Genomic DNA, 16975 nt, shown 5'->3' with positions numbered 1-16975 from the left:
GATGCCGAGCTTAGGCGCCGGGCCGTTTGGAGAATTTCATGAGACCAGTTCTGCTAGCTGTGATAATCGTTTCGTTGCTGGGAGTCCGCATCAGCGCGGCGGATGAGCCTCCCTCCGACGAAACCTCGACTGTGCTGCAGAATCTTGACGAAATACGTCTTGATCCTGCGTCGAAAGAAGACATAGCCGAAGTCTATGCAGAACTCGAAAACGGGATGTCCAACGCACTTGAGTTGCTCTCTCGTGACGGTGACTTCGGACAGAGGCTTTCGAAGTTGCATGCCACGGCTGAGAATAGAAGGAATACTTGGCTGCGCCGCTGCGAAGCTTCAAATTCGGAACGGGACTGCGAAAGAGTGCAAGCTTGGGAAGAAAGACTGTACTGGGCGATCCAGGATATCGATGCATTAGAGAGTTTGGAGGCTGAGGCCGCGCTTGTTCTGCAACAGTTGAAGGACGACAAGGCAGAGGTGCTTGCCCTTCTTGGGACGGATTCAGGGCTTGCGATCTTTGAAGACAGCATATTGGCCGTGAAGAAATTCCTCGAGAGCATTGAGCTAGTTCAACGAAGGGCATCCCAATGATCGAGGCCGATGGAAAACCTGCTGCTTTGGGCGACGAACCCGCCGGGTTCCTCATGTCGCCACTCCCGCAGACGCTGGCGCTCGTGGCTTTTGGCTTACTAGGATTTTTCAGCCTTCGCGCCGCCGACTCCGCAGGGCTGCTCCCGACATTCATCAGCGCCTACATTGAGGATGACGCGGTGGGCATATTGTTGATGCAAGGGGCGGGATTTGTCGCCTTCCTAATCTTGTGCTCCGCGCAGTACGCGCTCTCGCTTAGCGAAGAAGCCAGCTTAAGGGCCGGGCGGGCAGTGATGCCGATTTTTTTTCGTGCTGCTGGGCATAGTGATGGCTGGATCGCTGCGCTCGACAACCGTGTAGCTGCCCCGTCAGGCGAAGCGCTGGAGACAGTGCTAGGACAGCACGAGGACGCCCGGCTTGCTTTTCTGCGGATTCTTCTCGCTGCTTTCCCAACGGCTGGCTTCATTGGTACTGTTTTGGGCATCATGCAAGCCATCGCGCCGCTGGATATTTTGGCCGGCGAAGGCGTTTCGCAGGCGGAAATGTCGGCGGGGATGAGTGAGGTTGTCGACGGGCTCGAACTCGCTTTTTCGACGACGCTGGTGGGACTCGTACTACTACTAGCCGGCAGCTTTATTCTCGGCCTCGTCGCTCTCTCCATGCGGGCTAGCCACACTAGAGCATCGCTGAAATGGCGGGGTTGAGGCGTGCACGTTCAGCTGTTGATGCCGGCACGCCTGCGTCTCTTGGTTTTCTTGACGTCAATTTTGGTGTCCTCGGGATATTCATCATCATCTTTGCTATCCGCATCATGTTGATCCAAAGCCAAAGCGCCTATCTCTTCGACGCTGTTGTGCTCGTCGATGGAAGCGAGGATCCTGAGATGGGCCGGGCAGAAATCCACATGGCCGGTGAGGTAACGGAAATCAGCGAAGAGATCGACCGGCTCTATGATGTCGAAAACACTCTCGGCAGCTCCGTAAAGGCCTTTTTCAGCGCTCGTGTCGCAGCGGTGCAGACGCCGCTTAAGGTGGGATTTGTCCTGCTCCCCGAAGGATTCGACACGATGAAAGCGATCAATGCGACCCTGAGCGCGGAGGCTGCTGCAAGTAGCGATGATTTCCTTCCTCTCGAATTCACCGTAATCCCGGCCGCCGACGCAGAGGAAGCGCAGGCGATCCTTGCAGCTTGGGAAGAAAGCAATGGCTAGGCGCGCCCGATCCCTAGGCGAGCAGGCCGATGACGACATCGCAGGACTCGGCGATATTGTCGCCAACCTGATGGCACTCTTCATCCTGCTTACGGTATTTGTGCTGCTTGCTCGGGTGACGTCCGACGCGGCTGAGGGCCAACAACAAAGCGTGGCAGCGAACGCCGCCGGCACATTCCTACCGCGTACTATTGAACCCTTGGTGCGCCAAGGCGCCTTCGTGGTGGTGACGGGGGAGGGGTTCGCCGTTGTTAATATCGCCGGTTTGTTCGATGCCTTGATGCCGGCTACTGAAGGCGAACCAGTCAGCCTCCCGGGCGGGCTTTTTTTGGGTGGACCCGTGTCAGAGGCGATGCGGCTGCGGCCGCCGAGCAGCGACCATGAATTCTCGCTTAGCTATTCCTTCCAGGTGTCGGATATCCCGGAAGAGGCGGCGATCAGCGCCGATGCGCCGGACGCCGTCCTTGCCGAGCTTCGGGCTCGCATACCCGAGGGGGCTCCTATGGATTTCTTCGTATATCCAGATGGATTGGCGCGGTTTTCACCAATCTATCAATCGCTTACGGAGGCGGGGGAGTGCTTCCGATGGCAGCCTTGGACACGTACAGTGGCAGCCTGGCGGAACGAGCCTAATCCCATCCGCATCCGCCCCGGATCCCTCCTCGGGCGACCGGGTTGTCCTGCCACATGAACTTGGAGCAGCGCCACGTTGTGCGATACTATGCAATCCTTTGCGGGCTCTTTCTGGTCTCGGCGTTGGTAGCGTGGCTCCTTGCGCAAGAAATCACACCGCCACCGGCACCGCCTCCCGATCCGACATTGGAGGCGCTGCAGGAGGATCCGTCTGAAGACCCAAAGGACATCACTGGCCGGTTCTGCTTGGAACTTTCGCCAGATGCTGATCGTACAGCGAGTGGTCGGGTGGGGCTGCTACAGATCCGCCAGATCGCCGTAGTGCTCGCAGCTAGGAGTCAAGCCGAAGCCATGCGACTGGCAGCGGCGATCGACCAACCTATCAGTGAAAGGGATGCCAGTGTCCGGGCACTTCTGGCGACGCATTTCGCACGCTTGGCCCTCGCTGAAGGTGACCTCGAGGCAGCAGAGGGCGAAGCCCAGTTCGCGCTGTCCCTAGATGATGGCGTCTCATGCTTCACCGCGGATGCGCACTATTTGCTCGGCCGCGTGGCCGCCAAGCGTGGCGACGAGAACACCGCTCTGATTGCGCAAATCGCGGCCGTGGAGCGATTTCCGGATCATATTCCCGCACTTCTGGAGATCGCACGACTAGGCCTTGTCGCTTCAGCGCGAGGCGCTTCGACGGAGGCGGCTGGTCATGCGCTGCTGGCGCTAAGCAATATCCGCGGTGCGCGAAGCTACGCACAAAGCCTGCTGCGGGAGGTTGAACGTCTCGGCTGCCGCACGGCGGAATGCGATTACCTGCGGGCCGTGCTGGAAAACTGGCTTGGCCTGCCCGGTGCTGCCCTTGCTAGCCTTGCAGCGCTGGAACGCCGATGTGGCGCGTTTTCGTGCACGGAAAGCCTCATCGGTAGTGCAGCCTCATTCCGTCCGCTCCTGGCTGAGGCGTTGGCATTAACGAGGAGTGAGCCGTGATCTCTCGCCTTGCCGCCATAGTCCTGCTTGCGAGTTTCGGGGCGGCGGGCCTGGTCAGCATTCTTATTCTCGGCAGTTTCTCAGCGCTCGCCGAACCGAAAGCCTTATCTGCTCTTTGGTATCTCACGCTTGCCGGCTTTCTGATGCGGTCAGATCCGCTTCTTGTCCTTAGGGCCTTGGGTCTTGTTGGCGGTGTTGCCTTCCTATTGTCGGCCGCGACCCAACTCATTGGAGCGAGTTTTGCCGGGTATTTGGCACTCGCAGGTCTCACGGCACTTCTATTGGCGGCCTACGAGGTCATGGCCGAGCCGACGCGGGATAATATGGCCATGCTTCCTGCGCTCTTGTTGCTTGGAATTTGCCTGGGTCGGCCAGACTCTACTTGGCTAGTGGCAGTGGGGGGTGCCGCCTTTGGCGCACTATTTATCGTCCTTAGTAGGATCGTCGTCCGCGCTTCTCCGCCCAACGCCCCGTTGTTGGCAGCCAGCGCATGGGTGCTCTCCTTGTTCTCACTTTTCGCGTTGCTCGGGAGTGTCTAGAGTACGGGTTCACGTCTGTTGGATGCGGACGCTCGCAACTCAATGGCAAAGAGAGTGGGCGTTGGAAAGGCGAGTGGCTATTCGCAAGTTGTTTAACTGGTTCCTCAGCGACTGCTGGTAGGGGCGCACACATGCAGATTGGCGTCGCCTGCATGTTTCGATGTCGGTCACACATTAACCCGATGATTATTCGAGCCACTTTCAGACCACGAGATATCAATGCCTTAGGGGTAGAGAAGGTTGTCTTTCAGTCCCGTTCCCTCCGCCACTTGCCCTCGCGAAAGTGTTCTCTTGATCCGGCTGCGGCCGGATTTTTCCGTTGTTTTCGAGGGTTATGCGGGAGGGGCTAAGCACCGCCAATGCTGGGAATGGCGTTTAATTGTTCTCTCTTGGCCAATGTTCTCTGAAGCTGATGACTACGTCTTTTTGGTGTTCAGGTTGTAAAGTTTTGTTTTGGAACAATTTTTTTGATTGTCCAAACTGACTTCGATGCCAGTCTCGTTCGGTCAAATGGAACTGAAATCGGAACACATCTCAACAACGGCCATGACGCGGCTTTATCGAATTTCTGCGACGCAGCATTCGACACGAGGGGCGGGAGGACTAAGCCGCTCCGCGGCATTGGCGTCCAGTCGCAGCGTTAGGGTGCATTTCGTTGTTCTTCTTTGTGGCTAGCCTTTCTGGGCTGACGATTGGGGTCTTTCCCACCGTCAGACAGGAGGTTCCCATGTGCAACCCAATCCCTACCGGAGAACGTCCATGGCCGCTCAGCAACCCGCGCGGGCTTCGCCTGAGCTACGCGTGGCTCCGCTCAGCCCGCGCTACCGTCGGAATTACACCACTTAGTGTAATCGCCATATCCACCCTTCTGCGACTTTTGGTTCAGGATGGGATTATTGCTTCGGTGCGGTGCCGAGGCATCAAACTCGGAGGTTACGATGGCAATATTTGCAGCGCTCGACGTGTCGCAGGATGAGACGGCAATTTGCGTGGTAGACCATGATGGAGCAATCGTGGCTGAGTCCAAGGTCACGACAAGTCCGGATGCGATCACCCAGTGGTTGTCGACCTGGACCACTGACCTCGAGAGGGTCGGCATGGAGACCGGCCCTTTACGGGTGCGATGCCGCGCCGCGTAGTAAATCGGGATTGAGCCCGAAACAAAGAGTACCGCGTCCTAGATTTCCCGCTGTTGACTCCGGTTGCGCAGGCCTACGGACCGAGTTGGTGAATGAGCCGCCAGTATGAGGGAGCAGCCTCATCGTTTGGCGGAGCCCGGCCCCGTAATCTTACATCGTGCCGTCGTACGAAGGGCTAAACTCGATGCCGCCCGCGACGTTGCTTCGAAATGCCCTGCGCGTGTCGCAGTCGATCGCAACCCTCCCGGGTCATCCCGGAGCCGAAACCAGGAGCCAATCCATGGGGCTACGTAAAGCCGCACAGGCAGTGATCCTTCTACTCGCTCTATCGCCGATGCCCGCTCTTGCCACCATTTGCGGCATGTACGGTGCACCCGCGATGATCGGAGATCTCTTCGAGGCGGGGTTTGAGCCGGTGGTCATCTCCGGAATACCGGTGTCGATTGTCAATTGGGGGGAGGCGCGCGTTACCGACCAGGCGCCGCCAAGTCCCTACATGCAAACCTACGCGGTCACCTACCGCCTTCTGGGGGTTCGGACCGGCGACGGCGGCTTAACCACGCCTGCCCTTGTCGATGTGACCGTGGATGTGACCTGCGAGAGTGGATACTGCGGTCACGCACCCAGGCGCTTCCAACTGCGCACGTTCATCTTGTGGGAGGGCGAAGACGGTCTGATCGGGTATGGCGGCCTTTGCGGTGGGTCGATCCGCCCGCTCAGCACGCCTTTGCAAAGCGCCGCCACCCTCCGGTGTTTCGCAACAAGGGACTGCGACTGACATCATACTGGTCGCGCCTGTCTTTCGGCGGCCCGCCTGTCCCATCAGGATCCGCCCCGTCAAATCGCGGGACCGGACCGAACACATCAACCGAAACGGATTTGCCATGAAACGCTTTCTCGCCACGATCCTAACCGCTCTGGCGCTGCCGTGCGCCGCTGCGGCCAACGACGCCGTGGTCCTGCCCTGCGAGGGTCGGATCGCCAGCGCCCAGAATACCATGGGCCCCGCGTTCCAAAGCGCGTTCGACGATGTGGGGGTGCGGGTCATCGGCTTGGACATCGGGGAGCCGGCCCTCGGATGGGCGCTTGTGATGGTGACGGTCCGGCTCGTGGAGATCGGAGGGGAGTCTGGCCATGAGGCCTGCGGAATCGTCGGGCTCGGTCCGAACTTCGGCTTCTCCGGCCTATATTTCGACACGCTCGACCTGCATCTTTCGTCGCCCTCGGAGGTGATCCTACGGATCGACGTGCAACAGCCGGGTAATGGGAGCGGAGGAGACTTCGTCCGCCGCCCCCTGGACATCACCGTAAACCGGACAACGGGCGAGATCATCGCGCAGCAGCCCTGATATCGCACCAACGTCCTGTGTTCCGGTCCCGCGGCACTGCCGTGGGATCGTTGCGTTATTGCGCACCCTGATCCGACACCGGAATGCGGTGCTCCGTTTTTCTGGAGTGCACTTTGGCTATCAGATGGTGGCCCCGCCCCGCTTACGACCCATCCCGACGCGCAGGGCACGAAGGCTGGCCCGTCAAAGCGCGATGGTGCCGGGATGGGCTTCGAATTGCGGCGACGGCGGGGGTGGCTCCCTCAGGAAAGCCCGATCGATTAGGGTGTTGACCTTATACCCTGCTCAGCGAGCGATCTTTAGAAAAGTGTCATCGCAACATTCAATCAATGGAGAAACCAAGATGACCACCCTTAACATGATCCGCAACATCGCTGTCGCCGCTTGTCTCGCCGGTGCAGGCCTTGCCGTGACCTCCGATCCCGCCCAGGCACAGCAGGCGCAGACATATTGCTTTTACGAGAACGACGGCATCAACGTCTTCGTCGGTGATATGAGCGAGGGCTTCCGGGCACATCCCGCCGGTCGCCCGGGCAATTCGCTTTACTACGACCGCGTCCGCAACACCCATCGCTATGTCGGCGAAACCGGCGCGATCTATTCGTTCTTCTCGAACGGGGACGCCTCCTGGCAGGACGGCAGCCGGACGATCTGGCTGCACCGCTGCTGACCTGAGGCGGGCACGCCAGACATTTCAGACTATCGCTGCGACGCGGATCTTCCGCGCCGCAGTCGTTTTGAGCCGATACCTCGCGTAACGCTAGGTGCTGAGCGCTTGGACCGCTGCGCCCGCGTCCTGCTCCTCCTGCTCGTCGACCGCTGCAAGCCCCTCGATCGCCATGCAGGTGCCTCGCCCCGGAGCGCTGCGAATTGTGAGGGACAGCCCGTTCTCGCGCGTCAGCGCCTCTACGCTGGCCAGCCCGATCCCCTCCCCGTCGGCGGCATGGGCCTGTGCGCCGCGTGTGTAGCTTTCGCGGATCGCCACGACTTCCTCGGCGCTCATTCCCGGCCCGCTATCTCGCACTTCGATTGCAATCGAACCATTCTTCCGCCGCGGCCCGATCAGCACCGCGCCCTTGTCGGTATATTTCACTGCATTCGAGACCAGGTTCGACAGCATCCGGATCAACGCTACGGGATCGGCACGAACGGACAGTTCGCTGTCAACGGCGCGGAGGGTCAGGCCTTTCGCCCGCGCTTCATCGCCGAACATCCGCACGGCGTTCGTCATGAGCAGGGACAAGGGCACTGGCTCGGCGGACCCGTCGGTGCCGGTCCCACTGACTGCGGTGTCCGGTCGGCCGTCGGTCATGCTCTCGCTCAGCACCTCGCGCAGATAGTCGAGACCACTTGAAAGGCGCTCGCGCAGGGCCGACGGCGCTGTGTCGGCTTCCGTTAGGGCCAGCTGTAGCGACATAAGGGGCTGTCGCAGGTCGTGGCTCGTATGGGCAAGGCGGGTGCGATGGGTCTCCGCGAGGCGTCGGGCCTGGTCGAGGTCCTGATGCGCCGCCAGCAGCGTCTCGGACAGTCGGAGCTGCTCCTGCGAGGCGGCCAACTCCGCCTCCATTGCGTTGTCGCGCTGGCTCCGCAGACCGAACGTCTGCAACACTATGGCGGCGGCAAACACCAGCGCATCCGCAAAGAGCATGACGGAGAAGGCGATCTGAATATCAATGACGGGTGAGAGGACAGGACCGAGCGCCACCATGATGGACGCGCCCAGAAGCATCACGGCGCCCAGAGCAAACAGGCCCGCACCCGGAGCGCGTTCGCCAATCAGCACGCGCCCCGCCCAGATCGCATGGAGCGCGCCAAGCAGCGCGAACCCGCCGCTAACCGCGGACGAGGAAAGCTGAACGGTAATTGACAAAATCTGTGTCGCTACATTCGGATCGACCGACGTCAGCACATCAAGCAGCGTCAGAATGGCAACCCCGGCCACGGCGAGCATGATCAGGATGCTGAGGCCCAGAAGCACAAGCGCGATGCGGTGCAACCGCCGGCCCACCAGTGCGAAATAATGGCCCGGCAAGGCTTCGAAAACGAACGCCGCGACGAACCGAAGATGAACGAGCGCGATGATGATGCCAATGAGCAGTGTCCACGGGCCGGTCGCTAGTCCCAGCGGCAATGACAGCACGCTCGCGAGATAGCCTGTCTGCACGGCGATCAACAGGAGCAGTAAGCCGAAATACAGGGCATACACCCGCGCCGGTCTGGTTTGCAGCAGAGCCGCGAACGCAATGAAGAACGCCGCCAGCAACCCGGACGCGCCCATAAGACCGCCGTAAGTGTGTGCGTCCGCCACCATCTCGGCGTCGAAATCCAGCTCGGGCCGCAACGTTGGCGTCGTCACTTGAAAATTGCCGGGATTGGGAAAGGTTGCCCAGATCTCGATCATTTCGCCACCGGCCACGGCAAACGGCGCGGACGCGAGCCTTCTTGTTCCGGTCTCACGATCGGAAATGGCGGTCTCCGGCAGATGGGTCAGGACCTGCTGTTCGCTCGTTTTGCGCACGATGTGGAAAACAACGTAACCGGTGCTGATGCCGTTCATGTCGATGCGCCAGACGCCGGGATCCTCTGAGCGGTTGACCAACCTGAGGCAGGCCCAACCGTCGGGGGGCAGAATCTCGGTCTCCAGCAGCGCAACGCCCAAGGGGCCCGGGCAGGGCGTGTTGATATCGGGAACGCGCACCATGCGGCGGTAAAGGTCGCCGACGGCTTCACCCGGTACAAGCTCCACCAAGTCACCGCTGGGCACCGGCTCGCTGGCTTGCGGCCGCAACGTATTGTGCCACGTCAGGATCGCAGCCATGATGGCGATTGTCGCCAGTACCAGCACGCGCGCCGTGCGTTTCGCCTTGGAGTTCGGATTTGGTTCCTGCATCGGGTCCCTGGAAAATCGTAATCGCCGACGACCATGCCTTGGTTCGGTCGGGTCTCAAAGATATTATTTCCCGCATCGATGGCGCTGAGATCGCGGGAGAGGCGGCGGACGGGTTCGAGGCGATCGCGCTGGGGCGTCAGATCCGGCCCGACCTTATGACGCTGGACGCGGGCATGCCGCGGTCGCGCGGGATGGAGGTCTATGGCGAGGTGCGCCGATGGTCGCCCGACACCCGGATTGCCGTGGTCACGGGTTTTACCTCCGCGCGAACCCTGTCGGAATGGATCGACGCCGGGGTGGACGGGCTGTTCTTGAAATCCTGTGACCCGGACGTGATGCATCGCGGGTTGGAGGCAATCCTGCGCGGCGGGCGCTTCATCGCCCGGGACGTGGCGGGCATCCTCGAAGGCGAAGCCGAAATCCAAGTGCTGACTGCCCGCGAGCGCCAAGTTCTGCACCTTATCGCTCAGGGCTGCTCAAACGCCGCGATCGCAGAACGCCTTTCGATCAGCGCGAAAACCGTGGACAATCACAGGACTCGGCTGATGGCCAAGCTCGGCGTCCATTCCGTCGCGGAGCTTTTGGCGTTTGCCCTCCGAGAAGGCCTTCTGGATCAATCAGCGCAGCTTTAGGCACTCAAGCCAAGGGCGCCGTAGCGGTGACCGAAACGGCAACCCATCTCGAAATTCTCGACAGCTTTGGATTTGGGATTAAACCAGAGATAGTAATGTCGTCAATCAAGTGGCGGTCGAAGACTGGAAGCGGTTTCAAGCTCCTTTCAAACTTTCGCTAAACTTAGCTTTCAGTGTGGGTCAGCAAGCCAAGCAGGGTGAGCGTCGGCTGAGGGCCGTTCACGTCAGTCGAACAGGTCCTTTTGCCCCGTCCAGATTGCAGGAAACGGCTCCATGACTCGCGCCAGCGTCAAGTCCGGCTTGTGTCGTCCGTCGAGGATCGCCTCAACAATGTTAGGCGCGAGCAGCGTGAGCCTCAGAACGCGGGTCATGTAGGAGGAGGCGATCCCCTCGCGCTCGGCCAGTTCGGCGATGGTATCGAACTCATCCGATTCCAGCATACGCTTCCAGCGGAAAGCTCGTGCCAACGCCTTGACCATCGTGTTGTCGGACCTGCGCGGCTGCGATGCTCCGTCCGGCAGCTGCATTTCCTTCCGCCCGCCGCGCTTCACGAGGCGGAACGGGATGTGCACTGTCACGGTTTCCGGCACTGGCTTCGCGCGGGTCATGCCGCCGTTCCTAGATCAGCCATCATTTCTTGCGCCAACCCGGTCAGGCCGTCCATCCGGAGGCGAACATTGAGGCCATCGGTGCCCATGTCGATCCGCTCGACCAGCAGCGCCACGATGCGCGCCTGCTCCGCTGGGAAGAGTTCATCCCAAACCGGGTCGAGGCGGGTCAGTGCGTCACGGGCGTCGGCCTCGGTGATCTCGCCCTCCTGCGAGCGGGCCGCTTTCCATGTGCCCGCAATGATCTCAGGCTGGCGGAAGACGACGCGAAGCTGGTCGATGACAGCGGCCTCAATCTCCCCCGCTGGTACGCGGCCGACCGGGCATGCCCCGGCACCATGTTTCAGCACCGACTGGCTGACATAGTATCGGTAGAGCTTGCCACCCTTGCGGGTGTGCGTTGGCGAAAAGGCCGCCCCGTCGGGGCCGTAGAGCAGCCCTTTCAGCAGCGCAGGCGTGTCGGCGCGGGTGCGTGCGGCACGCTTGCGCGGGCTTTCGGTCAGGATGGCGTGGACCTTGTCCCAAACCGCGCGGTCGATGATGGCGTCATGCTCGCCGGGATAGCTGTCGCCCTTGTGGACCGCCTCGCCGATGTAGGCGCGGTTGTTCAAAAGGCGATACAGGTATTTCTTGTCGATACGGTTGCCTCGGCTGGTCTGGACGCCCCGAGCGGTCAATTCCCGGGCCAGTTCCGTGCCAGAGCCGATCTCAACGAACCGGGCGAAGATCCAACGCACATTGGCGGCATCGGCTTCCTTCACGATGAGCTTCCGGTTCTTCACTTCATAACCCAGCGGGGGCACGCCGCCCATCCACATGCCCTTCATCCGGCTGGCGCGCACCTTGTCGCGGATACGTTCCGCTGTCACCTCCCGCTCGAACTGGGCAAAGCTGAGCAGGATGTTCAGCGTCAACCGTCCCATGGAAGTCGTGGTGTTGAAGGACTGCGTGACGGACACGAAGGTCACCCCGTTCCGGTCAAACACCTCGACCAGTTTGGAGAAATCCATCAGTGAGCGCGACAGCCGGTCGATCTTGTACACGACGACCACGTCGACCAAGCCATCCTCGACGTCCGCGAGCAGCCGTTTCAGGCCGGGGCGGTCCAGCGTTCCGCCGGAAATTCCCCCGTCATCATATTGGTCACGGACCAGCACCCAGCCCTCTGAGCGCTGACTGACGATGTACGCCTCGCACGCCTCGCGCTGAGCGTGGAGGCTGTTGAATTCCTGCTCGAGCCCTTCCTCGGAAGATTTCCGAGTATAGACGGCGCAGCGCAGTTTCCTGACGATGGGTTTGGTCATGCGCCCCTCCGGTGATTTTTCAGCCCGAAGAACACCCAGCCGTTCCAGCGCGTGCCTGTGATGGCGCGGGCGATGGCCGACAGCGATTTGTAAGGCTTTCCCTGCCACTCAAACCCGTCGGTGGTGACGGTGACGATCTGTTCGATACCCTGCCAATCGCGGATCAACCGTGTGCCGATGATAGGTTTCAGGTCAGCGCGGATGCGGCTCTTCTTGCGGTCGCCACCGTCGAGCTGTTCGCCGAGGGCTTCCAGCCGTTTCACCGTTTCCGGTTTCAGCCCGCCATAGGCGAGTTCCTGGATCCGGTAGGCCAGTCGGCTTTCGAGATAGCGACGATTGAACGGGGGCGGCTCGATGTCGAAGAGATCGCGCCATTGCTGCTTCAGCTCTGGCGTTGACGTTGTCTTCAGCGCTGCCAGGCGGGCGGGAATAGGATCTTGTTTGGTCATGCGTTTCTCCGGTGAGTTGGAGTTGCATGACGCCATTGGTCGTCCGGATAGTGTAGGCAACTTTCTTCAGCATCGCCTGATACTTCCGCCCGGTCCCGCATCCGTAGGCGAACCAACCCGAGAGCCAGCAGCCCACACAGGTCGGCACGGCGTTCTGCTGGGGTCATCTGATTGGGTGGGAGTGGATTGGGTCGTTTCATGTCTCGGGCAACCGTGATTGGTGTTGTCGTTACCAATCAAAAGCCACCTGCGAGCTTCATGTGGGACATGCCGCGCTCTAAGGCAGTCAATGAAAACGAACAAGTAGAGAACATCGCCCCTTGCGGAGGAAAGTTCCGTCAACGATTATCGGAGGTTGAATCAGATAGAGAGCAAACATTCGTTGAGGTGATTTCATGGCGCGCAAAGCAATTCCGGTCGGTCCCCATACTCACGGTCTTATCGAGGACGCACGAATTGACCTTGCGCGCGCCGTGCTTGCCGTTCGGGAAGGTGAAAACGAGCCTGAGTTCAATCTGCCCGAGGAAGTTCCAAATCCACTTGACGACGAAAGCATCAATGCATTTCGGCAAGAGATCATTGAAATCCTGTCAGAATTCGATCCTGACGAATTGCGGCCCGCCGAGCAGCGCTGTCGCAGGATCCGTGCTCTTGCAGACAGCAAGGGCATTACATCCCTTACTACGATTGTCGATAAGCAGTTCAGCGAAGAGCAAGTTCGGGAAATCAATTCACAACCTGATCCACTCTGCAGAAGCATCTGGGCGTTTCTGAACGCACGCCAAACTTTCGAGGATGCCGAGAGTTTTCATTTCGCCCGGCAATTCAGGGATTACGGCAAGCTTTACGATGCTTTCGAAGTGGAACTTGAAAAGGCTGTCGCGCTCGATTCGGGATCCATCGACGAAATGGCATTGGCGGCCAAAATCACGAAGGTCCTTGAACTCAAGACCAACTGCACGGTCAAGGCGCTCGATCTGCCTGCTACGACTGCGCACCCTGCATCGATCATGCTGATCGTGCGGCACGGCGGGCCGCTTTCGAGCGTATATGACCACCGGGACGACGGGCGGCGGGGCACCATCTACTTCCGGCCGCCGAATGAGGCGACACTCATTTACACGCCGTCAATGCGCCAGATCGAGGTCTGCGCGGATAGCCCCGTCGTTCGCCAGGAGGTTGCCGGATCGTTTGCCGAGATCGCACTTGGCCATGACGTTTCTCAGAAGCCGTTGACCTGGAAGCGCTACAATCTCTCGCGATTCCGCTCATCGCTGCGGCTGGATGTCCCCAGAATCGATGGCTACGAGATTAAATTCGCCCGCGTGCTCGAGGCGGAAGTCCGGCTTGGCACATGGAGCCGAAAGCTGCTGCTCAAGGTCGCGGTCGACGACGACATAGTGGATGTGGCCGATCGCTATTTGAGGCCCAACAATATCTTCCGCCGCGCGGACGGTTTCAGCCGAATTGGGATCGCAATCTCCTACAACCGGGTCGGCGATGAAAAAGAGCGCACACTCAACATCACGATCTCTGGCACAAAGAGCTGCAATCTCCAAAGCAACAAGGATCCTGAAGAACGCAACCTCGGGTTTGCACTGCTCGATGCGTGGGGAATTCTGAGCGCCTTTCAGCAGATCGACCCGAATGATCTGCGGGCGATGTTCCCGCAGCTGATCGATCTCCACGACCGAACCGAGGACGAGGTCAGCGGGGCATACCTGCGCGAACTGGGTCTGGACCCTGATCGCCTTATCCAAGGCGGCCTGCTGGAGCGTCGCGGCCGACAGGATGTCGTGCTGATCGATGACGATGATGTGGGCGGCGAAGCTGTGATCAAGCCATCTGCAAGAGAAGGGATGGTCCGGACCGAGGGCGCGTTCGGGGAGGACGGAGGCGAGCGGCCAGCGTCCGATCTGGAAATGTATGAGATTAACCGGCAATGGCTGCACGAGACGGTCGTATTGCTGATCAAGCCGTTGTTGACCAAGCGTGCATCGCAAATCCTCGATCCTGATCTGACTCTTCTTGGCGCAATGCAGATCGGTGGGGCCGAGGTGCCCGTGTATTTCGGGCGGCGTCTCTACGACCTGAAGACTCTGGAAAGGTTGGATCTGGCCCTGCGGGCGCGAAACCAGGCCGGTGTCGGGATCGTGCTGGCTGCAAGTACAGAGATGCCGTCACACCTCGGGCCGAATGTAGTAGTGCCCCTATTGTCGAATCTGTCGCCGGAGGAAGCGGAGATCGTGCTCGCGCGTGATGGTCTGGAGCTCGCGTTCCGCAACAACTTCTCACTCGCGCGCGGCGGTGCGACACCGCAAGTGCTTCGGTCTGGCAAACAATCGGCGACGCTGCACGTGCCGGGCAAGGATGCACTGGCTCTCGTTGGCGCCGATCAGATCACGATTTTCGAACGTCTCGTGGACGCGAACAAGGCTGGCAGCCCCGATAAGCAGGTCAAGGAGCTGATGGATGGGTTGGGTTCACGAAGCCCCCAGCAAGCTTTCCGGAAGGCAGCATGGGAGAGCATACTGAACAATTACATCAGCAAAGGTGCCAAACGTGGCTACTGGCGCTTGGTCGTTGATACGCCGATAGAAGCCCCCGTCTAACGCCGGTCTAACATGTCGTGCGAGACGGTCTAACAAACCGCTGATTATTGGAAAGGCTCACTCATCAGAGGAGCATTCCATGCCGACTCCCGACACTTCCCGCCAGCCAGCCCAGATCAGCTGGACCGGTGGCGCAAAATCAAAACCCACCCCTTTGAGCCCGGAATGGCGCTGCACGCGCTGTAACAAGCTGCTCGGCGTCTGCCGGGACGGCCGCATGCATCTGCGTTTCGCGCGGGGGCACGAGTATTTCGTGGGCTTTCCGGTCGTGGCCACCTGCCGCGGCTGCGGGACGCTGAACCAGGCGACATCACCCGCGCGCTAAGGCGCGCATCTCACCTTTTCCTGAAATCGCAGAGACGCACGACGTCCTGACCTGGCCACAAAAAGGCGCTGGACGCCTGGCCGCAAGGCAGGCGTCCAATGTCTATCGCGTGGCACGAGATCCGTGATCACCTCATGTTTTCTTCTTCAACTCTTGTTTTTCAACACACCTTCGATGATCTCCGGCGCAGCAGCGGGCCGCTCGCGCATTTCGCTGATCCGGCCGCAGTGCTGGACACGCTGCACGTCGGTTGCCGTGCGCCAGACGACAAAAATCGGTTGCTGGTTGCACTGGTCACGGCCGCGCAGTCCGGCGGCGCGGCCTCCGATTGTGCCCTGACGCTTATGCTGCTGGCGCTCTGGCCGGGGCTGGATGCCGTTCGGCGCAGATCGATCTGGCGCAGGATCGGCACCGGCGATGAGGTTGCATCCGAAATCCTCGCACGGGCCTCGGAAACCATTCGGGGATTGGACCTGCGGCGGGTCAACTGGATCGCGGCAACCATCCTGCGGAACATCGAGCGCGACCTGATCAGAACGCGTCAGCGCGAGGACCGGCACCAGTACCTGCGCAGCGAGACCGATACGGACGATATCCCGATTGACGGGGGAGTGTCACAGGCCACTGCCAGCCCCGGACTGCTCCACGGCGATCTGGTCCGCATCATCGGCACGGATGCGGATCTGGTGATCCGTGTGGCCATCGACGGTTTCTCCCAGGCTGAGGTCGCATCCGAGATGGGGCTGTCCGAGGCGGCGACGCGCAAACGCTATCAGCGGGCGACCCGGCGTCTGCGCGACGTCCTGCAAGAATTTCGCTGACCGGATGTCCCGATCCCTGCGGCGCGGTGGCTTTTCCCATTCAGACGCCACCGCGCGCCCCACTCAAACCGAAAGTCGACCAGCATGATCAGCAAAGCCGACCTCTTGTCCGCAGACCTCAAGCGCATCCCCGGCCTCTACCGCCGCTGGGAGTTGCCGGAAATCCTGAAGAACCAGCGTGCCTACCGCATCGAAAATGCCGGTTCCCATCAGGACGGGACGCCTCTCGTGGCGGTCTACGCCGACGCTGACACGGGTCAGCCGGACGAGCAGCACAACGCCTCAAACCAAGACACCGAAGCGGCCTCGGTCCCCGCTGGGACGATGCAGCAGCGGCCTGAGTAGAGGGAAAAGGAGGAGATCATGTTCATGGGAACCACACCCTTTATTACGGTTCGCGCCAGTCGACCGCTGTCCGAGATCGAGTTCTGCGCATGGGTGGCGCAGGCCGTTCCCGGCGACCGGCTGGAATACCATCGCGGCTTTCTGGTGCTCGATACCTTTCCGGCGATCTCGCACCTGCCGGATGCGCAGCGCGTCGAACTGGCCAAGCTGGGAAGCCGCGCCTTCTGGGCCGCCGAACAGGGCCTCGTGCACCTGGTGCAGGAGCGCATCGACACAGATCGGTTCGCCTACATCGCCGTCGCCCGCCCCAGGCCGAAGGCCGCCACCGCATCGCTGTCCGCGCTGCTGCTCGACGCGCAGGCGGCGTGACCCTCCCTTCCGGACCCAACACGCAAACCAAGGAGGCACAAATATGCCGTTTTCAGAAAACACCCCCACGCCGGATGATCTCCAGGCGCTCAGCGCGGCCGAGATCGCGGCCTTGCCGGTCGAACTGCTGGCCATCCTGCAGCACGAGATCGATGCGCGGCTCAAACGCGACAAGGCCGCCAAGGCCC

General features: G+C 60.6%; 18 protein-coding genes. 14 read left to right on the top strand and 4 right to left on the bottom strand.

The features are described 5' to 3' along the window. Positions 1-38: 38 nt before the first annotated feature. From ROA7023_RS24050 to ROA7023_RS19340, 9 genes are all read left to right on the top strand, one after another. Complete coding sequence (locus ROA7023_RS24050; protein ID WP_143535663.1) at positions 39-584, top strand: hypothetical protein; 546 nt, start codon at positions 39-41, stop codon at positions 582-584. Further along, positions 581-1288: a MotA/TolQ/ExbB proton channel family protein gene (locus ROA7023_RS19380; RefSeq protein ID WP_085880656.1), complete on the top strand. Its 708-nt coding sequence runs from the start codon at positions 581-583 to the stop codon at positions 1286-1288. The genes ROA7023_RS24050 and ROA7023_RS19380 overlap by 4 nt, the downstream gene beginning before the upstream one ends. Then, complete coding sequence (locus ROA7023_RS19375) at positions 1276-1794, top strand: hypothetical protein (protein ID WP_085880655.1); 519 nt, start codon at positions 1276-1278, stop codon at positions 1792-1794. Before ROA7023_RS19380 ends, ROA7023_RS19375 begins: the two co-directional genes overlap by 13 nt. Continuing rightward, positions 1766-2485, top strand: a complete 720-nt coding sequence (locus ROA7023_RS19370; RefSeq protein ID WP_159458599.1) for a hypothetical protein — start codon at positions 1766-1768, stop codon at positions 2483-2485. Before ROA7023_RS19375 ends, ROA7023_RS19370 begins: the two co-directional genes overlap by 29 nt. After that, the gene (locus ROA7023_RS19365; protein WP_085880653.1) at positions 2482-3405 is read left to right on the top strand and encodes a tol-pal system YbgF family protein; all 924 of its coding nucleotides are present in this window, start codon (positions 2482-2484) and stop codon (positions 3403-3405) included. Before ROA7023_RS19370 ends, ROA7023_RS19365 begins: the two co-directional genes overlap by 4 nt. Then, on the top strand, positions 3402-3944 hold the full coding sequence (locus tag ROA7023_RS19360) for a hypothetical protein (RefSeq protein ID WP_085880652.1): 543 nt from the start codon (positions 3402-3404) through the stop codon (positions 3942-3944). Before ROA7023_RS19365 ends, ROA7023_RS19360 begins: the two co-directional genes overlap by 4 nt. A gap of 1419 nt (positions 3945-5363) precedes the next feature. Next, complete coding sequence (locus tag ROA7023_RS19350; RefSeq protein WP_085880651.1) at positions 5364-5861, top strand: hypothetical protein; 498 nt, start codon at positions 5364-5366, stop codon at positions 5859-5861. 106 nt (positions 5862-5967) lie between these two features. Continuing rightward, the gene (locus tag ROA7023_RS19345) at positions 5968-6432 is read left to right on the top strand and encodes a hypothetical protein (RefSeq protein ID WP_085880650.1); all 465 of its coding nucleotides are present in this window, start codon (positions 5968-5970) and stop codon (positions 6430-6432) included. Between the two features lie 343 nt (positions 6433-6775). Then, complete coding sequence (locus ROA7023_RS19340; RefSeq protein WP_143535660.1) at positions 6776-7102, top strand: hypothetical protein; 327 nt, start codon at positions 6776-6778, stop codon at positions 7100-7102. 90 nt (positions 7103-7192) lie between these two features. Here ROA7023_RS19340 and ROA7023_RS19335 read toward each other — a convergent pair whose 3' ends face one another. After that, a complete protein-coding gene (locus ROA7023_RS19335; protein WP_159458598.1) occupies positions 7193-9250 on the bottom strand; it encodes a sensor histidine kinase in 2058 nt (685 codons plus the stop codon). An 8-nt stretch (positions 9251-9258) separates the two neighbouring features. Here ROA7023_RS19335 and ROA7023_RS19330 point away from each other — a divergent pair, with 8 nt between their 5' ends. Beyond that, a complete protein-coding gene (locus tag ROA7023_RS19330) occupies positions 9259-9954 on the top strand; it encodes a LuxR C-terminal-related transcriptional regulator (RefSeq protein WP_234992350.1) in 696 nt (231 codons plus the stop codon). A 224-nt stretch (positions 9955-10178) separates the two neighbouring features. Here the strand turns inward: ROA7023_RS19330 and ROA7023_RS19325 are convergent, their stop codons facing one another. The 3 genes from ROA7023_RS19325 to ROA7023_RS19315 are packed head-to-tail and all read right to left on the bottom strand — an operon-like array spanning position 10179 to position 12315. After that, positions 10179-10562, bottom strand: coding sequence for a hypothetical protein (locus tag ROA7023_RS19325; RefSeq protein WP_085880646.1), 384 nt, complete (start codon positions 10560-10562; stop codon positions 10179-10181). Further along, positions 10559-11866, bottom strand: a complete 1308-nt coding sequence (locus ROA7023_RS19320) for a recombinase family protein (RefSeq protein WP_085880645.1) — start codon at positions 11864-11866, stop codon at positions 10559-10561. Before ROA7023_RS19320 ends, ROA7023_RS19325 begins: the two co-directional genes overlap by 4 nt. Beyond that, complete coding sequence (locus ROA7023_RS19315) at positions 11863-12315, bottom strand: DUF2924 domain-containing protein (protein WP_085880644.1); 453 nt, start codon at positions 12313-12315, stop codon at positions 11863-11865. Before ROA7023_RS19315 ends, ROA7023_RS19320 begins: the two co-directional genes overlap by 4 nt. A gap of 395 nt (positions 12316-12710) precedes the next feature. Here ROA7023_RS19315 and ROA7023_RS19305 point away from each other — a divergent pair, with 395 nt between their 5' ends. The 4 genes from ROA7023_RS19305 (at position 12711) to ROA7023_RS19290 (ending at position 16787) form a co-directional block, all read left to right on the top strand. Continuing rightward, a complete protein-coding gene (locus tag ROA7023_RS19305; RefSeq protein ID WP_143535659.1) occupies positions 12711-14927 on the top strand; it encodes a hypothetical protein in 2217 nt (738 codons plus the stop codon). Between the two features lie 423 nt (positions 14928-15350). Beyond that, positions 15351-16073: an RNA polymerase sigma factor gene (locus tag ROA7023_RS19300; RefSeq protein WP_085880641.1), complete on the top strand. Its 723-nt coding sequence runs from the start codon at positions 15351-15353 to the stop codon at positions 16071-16073. An 84-nt stretch (positions 16074-16157) separates the two neighbouring features. After that, positions 16158-16418, top strand: a complete 261-nt coding sequence (locus tag ROA7023_RS19295) for a PepSY domain-containing protein (RefSeq protein WP_085880640.1) — start codon at positions 16158-16160, stop codon at positions 16416-16418. A gap of 18 nt (positions 16419-16436) precedes the next feature. Continuing rightward, the gene (locus tag ROA7023_RS19290; protein WP_200812556.1) at positions 16437-16787 is read left to right on the top strand and encodes a hypothetical protein; all 351 of its coding nucleotides are present in this window, start codon (positions 16437-16439) and stop codon (positions 16785-16787) included. Positions 16788-16975: the final 188 nt, after the last annotated feature.

The organism is Roseisalinus antarcticus, assembly GCF_900172355.1.
GTDB lineage: Bacteria > Pseudomonadota > Alphaproteobacteria > Rhodobacterales > Rhodobacteraceae > Oceanicola > Oceanicola antarcticus_A.
Note: the sequence above shows the minus strand (reverse complement) of the source record. Positions and strands in the feature narration are given on the sequence as shown.

Coding starts and splice junctions, on each gene's coding strand:
- ROA7023_RS24050 (WP_143535663.1), top strand. CDS start 39: ATGAGACCAGTTCTGCTAGCTGTGATAATCGTTTCGTTGCTGGGAGTC.
- ROA7023_RS19380 (WP_085880656.1), top strand. CDS start 581: ATGATCGAGGCCGATGGAAAACCTGCTGCTTTGGGCGACGAACCCGCC.
- ROA7023_RS19375 (WP_085880655.1), top strand. CDS start 1,276: ATGGCGGGGTTGAGGCGTGCACGTTCAGCTGTTGATGCCGGCACGCCT.
- ROA7023_RS19365 (WP_085880653.1), top strand. CDS start 2,482: ATGAACTTGGAGCAGCGCCACGTTGTGCGATACTATGCAATCCTTTGC.
- ROA7023_RS19350 (WP_085880651.1), top strand. CDS start 5,364: ATGGGGCTACGTAAAGCCGCACAGGCAGTGATCCTTCTACTCGCTCTA.
- ROA7023_RS19345 (WP_085880650.1), top strand. CDS start 5,968: ATGAAACGCTTTCTCGCCACGATCCTAACCGCTCTGGCGCTGCCGTGC.
- ROA7023_RS19340 (WP_143535660.1), top strand. CDS start 6,776: ATGACCACCCTTAACATGATCCGCAACATCGCTGTCGCCGCTTGTCTC.
- ROA7023_RS19335 (WP_159458598.1), bottom strand. CDS start 9,250: ATGGCTGCGATCCTGACGTGGCACAATACGTTGCGGCCGCAAGCCAGC.
- ROA7023_RS19325 (WP_085880646.1), bottom strand. CDS start 10,562: ATGACCCGCGCGAAGCCAGTGCCGGAAACCGTGACAGTGCACATCCCG.
- ROA7023_RS19320 (WP_085880645.1), bottom strand. CDS start 11,866: ATGACCAAACCCATCGTCAGGAAACTGCGCTGCGCCGTCTATACTCGG.
- ROA7023_RS19315 (WP_085880644.1), bottom strand. CDS start 12,315: ATGACCAAACAAGATCCTATTCCCGCCCGCCTGGCAGCGCTGAAGACA.
- ROA7023_RS19305 (WP_143535659.1), top strand. CDS start 12,711: ATGGCGCGCAAAGCAATTCCGGTCGGTCCCCATACTCACGGTCTTATC.
- ROA7023_RS19300 (WP_085880641.1), top strand. CDS start 15,351: ATGTCTATCGCGTGGCACGAGATCCGTGATCACCTCATGTTTTCTTCT.
- ROA7023_RS19295 (WP_085880640.1), top strand. CDS start 16,158: ATGATCAGCAAAGCCGACCTCTTGTCCGCAGACCTCAAGCGCATCCCC.
- ROA7023_RS19290 (WP_200812556.1), top strand. CDS start 16,437: ATGTTCATGGGAACCACACCCTTTATTACGGTTCGCGCCAGTCGACCG.